Below are 10,535 nucleotides of genomic sequence, written 5' to 3' on the forward strand. Positions count from 1 at the left end.
GCGCCCGCACCGTCGCACGGAGCCGGCCCCACCCACCGGGCACCCGTGGTGGCGCCGCACCCTAGACTGACGCATCGTCAGACAGCGGAAGGGTGGGCATGACAGAGGCCGGCGGGACGTACACCGGGCTGGTGCTGGACGGGCTGGCGCGGGATCCGGGGCGGACGGCCCTGTCCCGCGGCACCACGGCGCTGACCGCCCGGGAGTGCCTGGACTCGGTGTTCCGGACGGCCCGCGCGCTGGACCGGGCCGGGCTCGGGCGCGGGGACGGTGTCACCGTGCTCGCCGGGAACACCCCGGAGGCGGTGCTGGTCCGGCTGGCGGCCAACCTGCTGGGCTGCCGGGTGGCGATGCCCGGCCCGGACCTCCCGGTCGCCGACGTGGTGGCGCTGGCCGGGTTCGCCGAGACCGCGGCGCTGGTCTTCGACCCCCTCCGGTACGCCGCGGTGGCCGGGGCGGTGGCGCGGGCGCTGCCCGCCGCGGGGGTGTTCGCCCTCGGCCCGACGGCCTTCGGCACGGACCTCGTCGAGCTCGCCGCGGCCTGCTCCGCCGCCCCGCTGGAGCCGCGCTGCCGCCCCGAGGACGTGATGGCGATCCGGTTCACCAGTGGCACCACCGGCCGGCCGAAGGGCGTGCTGCGCCGCTTCGCCCGTCCGCCCCGGCCCGCGCTGCTGTCCGGGGCGTCCTTCCTGCTCTGCACCCCGCTCGCGCACGGCGGCGGCACGAGTGCGGACCTCGCCCTGGCGGCCGGGGGCACGGTGGTGCTGCAGGAGGGCTTCGCGGCCGAGGAGGTGCTCGCGGCCGTGGAGCGGCACCGGGTGTCCCGGGTGTACCTGCCGCCGCACCTGCTCTACCGGTTGCTGGACCACCCGTTGCTGGCCGGGACGGACACCGGCAGCCTGCGCCGGGTCGGCTACACCGGCTGTCCGCCCTCGCCGCGCCGGCTGGCGGAGGCGACCCGGCGGCTGGGCCGGGTGCTGCACCAGACGTACAGCCTGACGGAGTGCGGGCCGGTCTCCCGGCTGAGCCCGGACGAGCACCTGGACCCGAGGCTGCTGACCACCGCCGGGCGCCCGTACCCGGACACCGGGGTGCGGATCCTGGACGAGGAGGGCGCGCCGCTGCCGCCGGGCCGGACCGGGGAGATCTGCGTCCGCACCCCGACCGCGATGGCCGGGTACTGGCGGGACCCGGAGCTGACCGCGCGGGTGCTGCGGGAGGGCTGGCTGCACACCGGGGACCTGGGCAGCCTGGACGCGGCGGGCTATCTGACGGTGGCGGGCCGACGGGACGCGATGGCCGTTGTCGAGGGGCACAATGTGTTCCCCCACCAGGTCGAGGAGCCGCTGCGCAGCCATCCGGACGTGCACGAGGCGGTGATGTTCACCAGCACCGACCCGGACCGCCTGGAACGCGTCCACGCCGCCGTCGCGGTGGCTCCGCGCGCCCGGGTGACGGCGGACCAGCTGCGCCTCTGGGTCCGGGAGCGCGGGGACGCCCGGTGCGTCCCGGACACCGTCCTGCTGCTCCCCACGATCCCGCTGACCGGGCTGGGCAAGCCCGACCTGCCGGCCCTGCGCGCGCTGGCCGAGGAGCGGCGCGGGCGGACCGCCACCGCCGCGGGGGCGCGCGAAACCATGTGACGCGCCCCTCCGGTGCTTCGAGCGCCCGCGTAGGCCACCTGTTGCGCACCAGCCGACGGGAAGAACCCCACGGTGGGCACTCGACCGTGCGGGCCGAGCTGCCGATACACCCCGGCGGCGCTCCCTCGCACCGCCCCCAGGAGGCACCCCTTGACCTGGCTACGCGTCCTGACCGCACTCGGCATCCTCGCCGCGGCGGCCGGTGCCCTGTTCCTCTTCGCCCGCTGCACCGCCCCCTCCCGGGGGGAGCGCACCGGCGGAGCCGCGCCACCCGACCTCCGGCAGGAGGCCGAGGGCAGCGGCCTCTTCCAGCGGACGGGCGGCGACGGCTGAGGAACCGCCCCTCAGCACCCCCCGCTCTCAGCTCCCCGCGAGGTCGTCCGGGCGGACCTCGATGTGGTCGGCCGCGAGGTCGACCGCCACCCGGTGCTCCATGCCGAGCGACTCCAGGAACTTGACGGGCAGCTGGACCCGGCCGGCGCGGTCGAGCATCACGTACTCGCGCTCGCTGACCGACTCCTCGCCGTGCTCGTCCGTCACGGTGCGGCGCAGCACCTCGCTGCTGGTCCGCCCGTCCCGGATGGCCACCGTGCGGCGGACCTCGCCCGCGACCATCGGGTCGTGGGTGACGATCACGACGGTGGTGCCGAGCTCCCGGTTGACGGTGCGGAAGGACTCGAAGATCACCCCCGCGGTCTCGGAGTCCAGCTCGCCGGTCGGCTCGTCGGCGAGCAGCACCGGAGGGTTGTTGGCCATCGCCACCGCGATGGCGACCCGCTGCTGCTGGCCGCCGGAGAGCTCGTTGGGGCGCCGGTGGGCGAGTTCCCCGATCTCCAGGGCCTCCATCAGCTCGGCCACCCGGGCGGCCTGCTGCTTCGAGCCGGTCGCCCCGCTCCGGCGGCCGCGCAACTGCATCGGCAGGGCGATGTTCTCGGCGGCGGTCAGGAACGGCAGCAGGTTGCGGGCCGTCTGCTGCCAGATGAAGCCGACCACCTCGCGGCGGTAGCGCAGCCGTTCCTTGGCGGACATCTCCAGCAGGTCGCAGCCCGCGACGGTGGCGGTGCCCGCGGTCGGCACGTCGAGGCCGGCGAGGATGGTCAGCAGGGTCGACTTGCCGCTGCCGGAGGCACCGACCAGGGCGACCAGGTCGCCCTGCTGGATGGTCAGTTCCAGACCTTGCAGGGCCTGGACCTCGATGCCCTCGGCGCTGAAGATCCGGACCAGTCGGTCGCAGACGATGGCCGAGCCCGCTCCGTAGGCCTTGGGCGAGGCGGCGGCCAGGGCCCGCTGGCGGAGCTCCTGGAGGCTGGGAGCCTCGACCGCCGGCCGCTCCTGGGGGGTGCTCTTCACGGCTGCTCTCCTGTCTCGACGGTCCGGTCGGCCCGGTCGGTGCGGTCTGTCTGTGCGGTCCGGTCGGCGTGTGCGGCCCGGTCGGCGTGTGCAGCCCGGTCGGTCGGTCCGGTGCCGGTGGTCCGGCGGCTCCGAACGCCGCGGCCGGTGCCGATGGCTCCCACGGTGGCGGCGCGGGCCGTCCCTCGCGGCGTCATGCCTGCTCCCCGGCTCGGAGTTCGGTGGCGATCTGGCGTCGGCCGGCGACGAGGGTCTCCAGGACGATGCCGAGGCCGACCAGTAGGGCGAGGCCGGCGGTGGGCAGCAGGACGGGGAGCAGGACGGGGGTGATGGCGTCGCCGACCTTGGCGCCGACCAGGGTGGAGATGTCGAAGGCGCCGCCGAGCAGGGCGACGGCCGTGAGGGCGACCAGGCCGCCGCCGACGGCGGCCGCGAGGGTCTGCGGCAGTGCCTCGGTGATGATCAGTGCGAGTCCTTGGCGGGGGCGTAGGCCCATGGTGCGCAGGCGGGCGAGGACGGCGGTGCGCTCGGGTGCGGCGCGGAACAGCGTCAGCAGGACGGCGAGCAGGGCGTAGCCGGCTCCGGCGGCGGCCGCGTACCAGAACAGCCGCTCGGCGGCGTGCTGCAACGGATCGTCGGCGAGCACGGTGACCGCCTCCGCGCTGCTGTGCACCGTGTACCCCACGGGCAGGCCGTGGGTGCTCTTGCCGGCGGCCGCGGCGTCGTCCGCGACCAGCTTGGCCAGACCGGTCGGCTGGGCGCCGCCGTTGTCCCGCAGGGTCGACCTGACCCGTTCGGGGTCGATGTCCCCGACGGCGAACCACTTGTTCACCCGCTTCGCGTCCGGCAGCCGCTCCCAGGCGGGACCGGCCGGAACCACGACGAAGGGCTTGCCCGGGTCCGGCAGGGCCGGGGTCGCGGCGACGGTCGCGACGACGCTCAGGTGCAGGGCGTTGCCGTTGGGCGTGCGCACCTGGGACGGCCCGGCGGCCAGGCGCTTGGCCAGGTCGCGGCTGACCAGGGCGGGCACCGGGGTGTCCCGGCCGCCCGACGTCCCGGCCAGCTTCGCCGGGTCGAACTCGCCGACCCCGACCGTGCGGGAGATCTCGGCGTAGGCCGCCGGATCCACCACCACCAGGTAGGCCTCGGTGTAGTCCTGGTCGGCGCCGACGAAGCGGGCCTTGGGCTCGACCCACGCACCGGTGGAGGCGTGGACGCCGGGCAGGGCGTCGGCGGCCTTGGTGAAGGACTCGGTGAGGGTCGCGTAGTCGGGCAGGGAGACGCTGACGTCCCCGCCGGTGGCGATCCGTGCGGCCCGGGTGCGGACGTGGTCGACGGTGTCGAGCACGGTGGCACCGAAACCGGTGGTGGTCACCGCGATCAGCAGGGCTAGCAGCGGCAGCACGGAGGGCCGGCGCCGCCCCGAGCTGTCCCGGGCCGCCCGGGCCAGGCCCAGGAACGCCACCAGGCCACGGCCCCGCCCGGCCAGCGCCGCCAGCCGGCCGACCGCCACCGGCTCGACCCGCGCCAGCACCAGCCCACCCGTCACCGCCAGCAGCAGCGGCGCGGCCACCAGCAGCGGATCCAACCCGCCACCCGTCCCCACACCCCGACGCCTGACCTCGGCCACCGCCGCCACGGTGACCGCCAGCACCGCCAGCTCACCCACCAGCCGACGCCGGCCACCCGCGGCCCGCCCGCGCGACCACAACAGCGCCGCCCGCGCGGGGAAGGCCAGCAGCGCGATCGACGCCGCCACCAGCGCGGCCAGCACCGCGCCCTCCCACCGCGGCGTCGGCAGCAGCACCACCGCGAGCGCCGCACCGGCCACCGCGGCCGGCAGCACCGTCACCGCGCCCTCACCGACCAAGCGGCCCAGCACCCCGGTCCGCGAACCGCCACGGGCCCGCAGCAGCCGGATCTCCGCAGCTCGGCGGTCGGTGGTCAGCGCCGCGGCCAGGAACAGCACCACGACCGCGACACCCGCGACACCGGCCGGGCCGATCGTGCTGAGCGGCAACGACGCCCGGTAACGGTCGTCCGCCCGGCTCAGGATGTCCGTCAGACTGGAGCCGGTCCGCAGGTCGCCGCGCAGGGTGACGCCGGACAGGTTCGTGGCACCCGGCCCGGTCTGGAGGGAGCTGACCACGGTCCGGGTCCGGGCGAGCTGGTCGGCCCGCAGCGCGCCGGGGTCGACGGGCAGCCGCCAGAAGTTCTCGGCGCCCGAACCCCAGCGCGCCAGCGCGGCCAGGCCGGTGCCGTCGACGAAGCCGCTGGTCGCCCAGTGCTCGTGCTCGGGGACCGGCTTGAGGCAGGCCCGGGCCGGGCAGCCGAGGTTGTCCCAGAACGGGTCCTGGGGGTCGTTGATCCGGTAGAAGCCGACCACCACGGTGGTCCGCTTGGCGCCCACGCCGTCCACGCCGTTGTCGATGACGTCACCGAGCTTGATGTGGATGGTGTCGGCGGCCGTCCTGCTCAGCACGATCGGCAGCGGACCGTCGCCGGTGCCGGGGGTCGGCCAGCTGCCGTCGGTGAGGGTGGCCCGGTCGGCCAGGTCCTGGAGGTAGAACAGGCCGATCTCGGGGTCGGTGCTGTCCGAGATCCGGGCGTACTCCGGGTTGCGCATGGTGCGCCCGCTCAGGGCGCGGGCGCCGTGGGCCTGGCCCGCCTGGGCCAGCGTCAGCTGCCGGCCGACCGTCTCGGTCAGCTGCCGCTGCACCCGGTCGAGCACGACGGCGCTGTCGTCGAGCTGCGTCCGGGAGGTGACCTGGAGGCTGGTCGCGTTGAGGCCCTTCTGGCCGACGAAGTCGCGCAGCGCCGCGTCCGCGCCCCGGTCCGCGATCCGCGGGAAGGCCGCCGCCAGGAAGACGGTGACGAACGCGAGCACCGCCATCAGCAGCGCGGCCAGCGGGTTCGCCCGCAGCCGGGTGGGGACCCAGCGCGCGGGCCGGTGGGCCGGGCGGTGGGCGGTCTCGGGGGCGGGCACGGGGGCGGGCACGCGGGTGCCGGCCTGGGTGGTCACATCTCCTCCACGTGGCGCAGCCGGTTGGCCACGTCTCGACGGCGGCGTCCGATCAGGAAGGCCGACAGCAGCGGGGCGACGGCGATCGCGGCCGCGAACAGCAGGGCCTGGCCGACGGGCAGGTCGATCAGGGCCTCGGGCAGGGGGCGGTGGGCGGCGGGTGTCAGGACCACGAACGGGACGATCAGGTGGACCAGCAGGGCGCCGAGGGCGAGCCCGACCGTCCCGCCGAGCCCGACCAGCAGCGCCTGTTCGGCCGCGACGGTGCGGGTGACCTGCTTGCGCGGCGCGCCCAGGGCGAGCAGCAGCGCGGAGTCCCGGGCGCGCTCGTGGGCGGAGCCGGCCACGGCGGCGACGAAGCCGATCGCGGCGAGCAGGGCGGTGACGAGCGCGATGGCCATCAGCGCGTTCTGCGGGGCGGCGCCCACCGGGTCGCTGAGCATTCCCTCGGTGACCTCGTCGGAGAGCTGGACGTCCTGGGTGCCCGGGGCGGCCCGCAGCGCGGTGGCCAGTTCGGCCGGAGCGCGGTCGCCGGGCCCGGTGGCCGGCAGCCACCACTCGGCGTGGCTGGGCAGCACCCGGCCCTGCGCGGCCAGCAGCCGCGCCACGGTGTCGAGGTCGACGACCAGCGCGCTGCGGCCGCCGACCGGCACGGCCTCGATCGCCTTGGTGATCTTGACCGGGACGACGCCCCCGGCGAACGGCACCCGGACGACGTCGCCGGCGGAGCCGCCGATGAGCTTGAGGTAGTCCTTGGTGGCGACGCCGGACACGGTCGTCGGAGCGTCCCTCCCGGCGGTGCCGAGGACGGCCCGCAGGGAGAGGCCGGTGCCCCTCGCGAAGCGGTAGTCGACGGTGAACAGCCGCCCGGCGTCGGCGGGTTCGGGTGCGACGGTGACCAGCGGGGCGTCCCCGCTCTTGAGCGCCGGACCGTCGACCACGTCCCCCTTCCAGGAGAGGCCGGCCGGCACCGGGACCTCGGTCGCGGGGCCGTCGGCGCTGTCCGAGACGGCCAGCCGGCCGACGGTCACCTCGCCCTCGGCCCGGTCGCTGTAGGAGACGGTCGCCCCGACCAGGGTCAGCGGCGCGGCGACGGAGCCCATCGGCGCGTCGACCAGCGTGGTCAGCGGGGCCGAGGCGTGCTGCTGACCGCTGACCGGGAGGCCGACGAACGGGGCCTTGTGGACGTAGCCGTTGCGGTCCCGCAGCAGCAGGGTCACCTCCGGCGGGGAGGGGGCCATCGGGTGCATCCCGGTGAACAGGCCGGTGTTGTCCACCGTCTGTCGGATGGACAGGTCCGCGTCGATCCGCAGCGGGCGGCCGGGGAGCGGGACCCCGCCCTTGGCACCGGTCGGCGCCGGCTGGGCGAGCGGGCCGAACACCGCCGCCCGGTCGGCCCCGTCGAGCAGGTCGGAACGGATCGGGACGCGGTCGGCGACGGCGGCCGTGTCCAGGGCGAGCAGCTGGCCCGTACCGTTCTGGAGCGGCTGCTGCTCGTGGTAGACCGGGATCAGCCGGTCGCCGCCGGGCAGCGCGCCGTAGCGGCCGCCCTGGCCCATCAGCGCGGTGTGCGCGGCGGATATCCGCAGGCCGCCGGCCGTGTCGAAGGCGGCCTGGTCGCGCTGGGAGTCGGTCCAGGTGGCGTGCTGGCCGAGCGCGAGCACGCCGGTGGCCACGGCCATCACCAGCAGCAGCACCGGCCCGTTGGCCCGGGCGGGCTGACGGGACAGCTGCCAGCCGACCATGGCCGGGCCGAGGCCGCTGCCCCGGGCGGCGACCCGGGCACCCAGCCGGGCGACCAGGGGCAGCAGCCGCAGCACCACCAGCGTTCCCGCGCACAGCGCCAGGGTGGGGGTGGCGACCAGCAGCGGGTCGACGCCGAGCCGGCCGGAGGAGTCGGCGGACAGTCCGCCGCCGTACTGGTCGAGTTGCTGGTACGCGAGCACGGCCAGGGCGAGCACCGCGAGGTCCCCGCCGTTGCGCGCGATGCCGGAGACCACCGCCTGGCGTCGGCCCGCCTTGCGGCGCAGCGCGGCGCCGGCGCCGCGCAGCAGGCCGGGCGCGCTGGCCAGTGCGATGCACAGCAGGGCGCAGACCACGGCCACCGGCCAGAGCGTCCAGCTCAACCGGGTGTCCAGGGCGACCTGGTGGGCGCGGCCGAGGCCGGCCAGGACGCGGACCACGAACGGTGTGAGCAACGGTGCGAACACCGCGGCCGGGAGGGCGAGCAGCACCGACTCCAGGGCGGTGAAGCCACCGAGCCGGGCACCGGAGGCGCCGCGGGCGGCGAGCAGTTCGTTCTCCCGCTCCTGGCGGGTCGAGATCAGCCGGACCACCAGCAGCAGGGCCGCGGCGGCCAGCACGGCGAGTTGCAGCGCGCCGATCAGCAGGGTGGACCGGGCGACCATCAGACTGGCCGACAACTCGCTTACCAGGTCCGGGAGTTCGGTGGTGGCGGTGAGACTGGAGGTCTTCCGCAGGTCGTCGGCCAGGGACTGGGCCCGGCCGCCGATGGCCTCGGCCGTGTCCTGGTCGACGCCCGCGAAGTCGGCGTCGAGCAGCCAGCCGCGGCTGCTCTGCGGCAGGGCCCCGGCCGCGAAGGCGCTCCGGTCGACCATCATCGGGCCGTAGGTGGTGAATCCGCCGGTCTCGACCTCGTGGCCGCCGATCGGGTCGATGCGCCAGTACGCGGCGAACGGATCAGCGGCCCGGTAGACGCCGGTGACCCGGACGGTCAGCGCCGTGCCGTCGAGCCGGTCGGTGAGCGGGACGTCCACGGGCAGTGCCTGGGCGGTCAGGCCGAGCCGGGCCAGCATGGTCTGCGGCACGGCGACCTGCGGGGCCGCGGAGCGGACCGGCCCGGTGACGGCGCCCGGCCAGGCACCGGCGACCAGGCTCACCCGGGAGCGGTCGAGATCCGCGAGGACCGTCAGGTCGACCTTGTCCGTGCTGGACCGACCACCCGCCGGGGCGCCCGGCGCCGTGCTGCTCCCGGCTGCCGGGGCGTCACCGCCCGACAGGCCGAAGGAACGGCTGCGCAGCAGGCTGTCGGTGTGGACCGGTAGGTCGCCGAAGAGCTTCTGCCGGTAGGAGGCGAGCGCCTCCTCGTCCTTCTGCCGCTGGTCGGAGCCGTGTTCCGCGGTCACCACCACAGCGGTCCGGGCATGGCCCGGTCCCTGGAGCGCCTGCCGCAGGCCGGCCTGGCCGACGCTGCTGTTGAAGGTCACCAGAGCGGTCAGTACCGCCGTGGTGATCAGTACCGTCAGCAGGACGGCAGCAGCCAGCGGCAGTCGCCCGCGCACCCTGCGCACGACGAAGCCGAGCATCAAGTTCCTCCCCCGGTCTCAGACCCGGTCGCAATCCAGCCCCCACCCGTCGATCCGTTCCGGACCCTCATCGGTCACGGACGGGCACCCCACGGGCGTACCGGCGCAGTGATCACCGGCATTCGATCGCCGGATAGCGGACGATGCTGTCAGATTCGATCCAGGAACGGAAGGGACTTGCGCGAATCAAGTAAGCAATGAGCAAATTCCTTGTATTGGCGACATCCCCCATGGGGAGAAGCCACTGGAATGCCATGCACACTTCATGACCTCGGGTTCGCCGACCGCCTCCTGACCAGGGAACTTCTCCTTTCGAATTTCTCTGCCCGGGAGATTGAACCCACGAAAGCACCTCATCCGTTGACCCGAACAGAACCGGGTCGTCACCACCCCAGGGGGACGCCGCATGACGCAAGACCAGGCCGCCGACACCACCCTGACGGCCACCGGCCCGATGGTGGCCGTGTCCGATCTGCGGCGCAGCTTCGGCAGCGGGGAGCGGACCGTCCACGCCCTGCGCGGCATCGACTTCTCGATCGAGCGCGGTGAACTCACCGCGCTCAAGGGCCGCTCCGGCTCCGGCAAGACCACCCTGCTCAACCTGGTCGGCGGCCTGGACGCGCCGACCGGCGGCAGCATCGCCCTGGACGGCATCGACCTCGGCGGCCTGGACGAGGACGGCCGGCTCGCCCTGCGGCGGGAGCGGATCGGATTCGTCTTCCAGTCCTTCGGACTGATCCCGATGCTCACCGCCGCCGAGAACGTCGGCGTGCCGATGCGGCTGCGCAAGGTCCCGCCGGCCGAGCGCGAGGAGCGCGCGCACACCCTGCTCGCCCTGGTCGGCCTCGCCGACCACGCCAATCAGCGACCCGGCGAGCTCTCCGGCGGCCAGCAGCAGCGCGTCGCGATCGCCCGCGCACTCGCCAACGACCCCGGCCTGATCATCGCCGACGAGCCCACCGGCCAGCTGGACTCGGAGACCGGCCGCTCGATCATGGAGCTGCTGCGCGCCGTGGTCCGGAGCGAGGGCGTCACCGTCCTGGTCGCCACCCACGACCCGACGCTGATGACCCTCGCCGACCGGGTCATCGAACTCCACGACGGACGGATCCTCAAGGAGGGGGCGGAACAGGCCGCCTAACGGCAGCGGTCCGGGGCTACGGGCGGGGGTGCGGTGGGCGGCAGGCCCACCGC

General features: G+C 75.1%; 6 protein-coding genes. 3 read left to right on the top strand and 3 right to left on the bottom strand.

Going from position 1 to position 10,535, the window contains the following annotated elements:
• Positions 1–98: 98 nt before the first annotated feature.
• Both ACFV8H_RS14000 and ACFV8H_RS14005 read left to right on the top strand, forming a co-directional pair.
• On the top strand, positions 99–1,643 hold the full coding sequence (locus tag ACFV8H_RS14000) for an AMP-binding protein (RefSeq protein ID WP_380399438.1): 1,545 nt from the start codon (positions 99–101) through the stop codon (positions 1,641–1,643).
• 150 nt (positions 1,644–1,793) lie between these two features.
• The gene (locus ACFV8H_RS14005; RefSeq protein WP_380399440.1) at positions 1,794–1,976 is read left to right on the top strand and encodes a hypothetical protein; all 183 of its coding nucleotides are present in this window, start codon (positions 1,794–1,796) and stop codon (positions 1,974–1,976) included.
• 27 nt (positions 1,977–2,003) lie between these two features.
• On the opposite strand, the gene ACFV8H_RS14010 is transcribed toward ACFV8H_RS14005, so the two are convergent.
• The 3 genes from ACFV8H_RS14010 to ACFV8H_RS14020 all read right to left on the bottom strand — a co-directional run bounded on the left by ACFV8H_RS14010 (position 2,004) and on the right by ACFV8H_RS14020 (position 9,341).
• On the bottom strand, positions 2,004–2,993 hold the full coding sequence (locus tag ACFV8H_RS14010) for an ABC transporter ATP-binding protein (RefSeq protein ID WP_380399441.1): 990 nt from the start codon (positions 2,991–2,993) through the stop codon (positions 2,004–2,006).
• A 193-nt stretch (positions 2,994–3,186) separates the two neighbouring features.
• Entirely contained in the window at positions 3,187–6,015 is a 2,829-nt protein-coding gene (locus ACFV8H_RS14015) for a hypothetical protein (RefSeq protein ID WP_380399443.1), read from the bottom strand.
• On the bottom strand, positions 6,012–9,341 hold the full coding sequence (locus ACFV8H_RS14020; RefSeq protein WP_380399445.1) for an FtsX-like permease family protein: 3,330 nt from the start codon (positions 9,339–9,341) through the stop codon (positions 6,012–6,014). The genes ACFV8H_RS14015 and ACFV8H_RS14020 overlap by 4 nt, the downstream gene beginning before the upstream one ends.
• Before the next feature lie 406 nt (positions 9,342–9,747).
• On the opposite strand from ACFV8H_RS14020, the gene ACFV8H_RS14025 reads away from it, so the two are divergent.
• Positions 9,748–10,482: an ABC transporter ATP-binding protein gene (locus ACFV8H_RS14025; protein WP_380399447.1), complete on the top strand. Its 735-nt coding sequence runs from the start codon at positions 9,748–9,750 to the stop codon at positions 10,480–10,482.
• The last annotated feature ends 53 nt before the right edge of the window (positions 10,483–10,535 follow it).

Source organism: Kitasatospora sp. NPDC059827 (genome assembly GCF_042731675.1).
Classification (GTDB): domain Bacteria; phylum Actinomycetota; class Actinomycetes; order Streptomycetales; family Streptomycetaceae; genus Kitasatospora.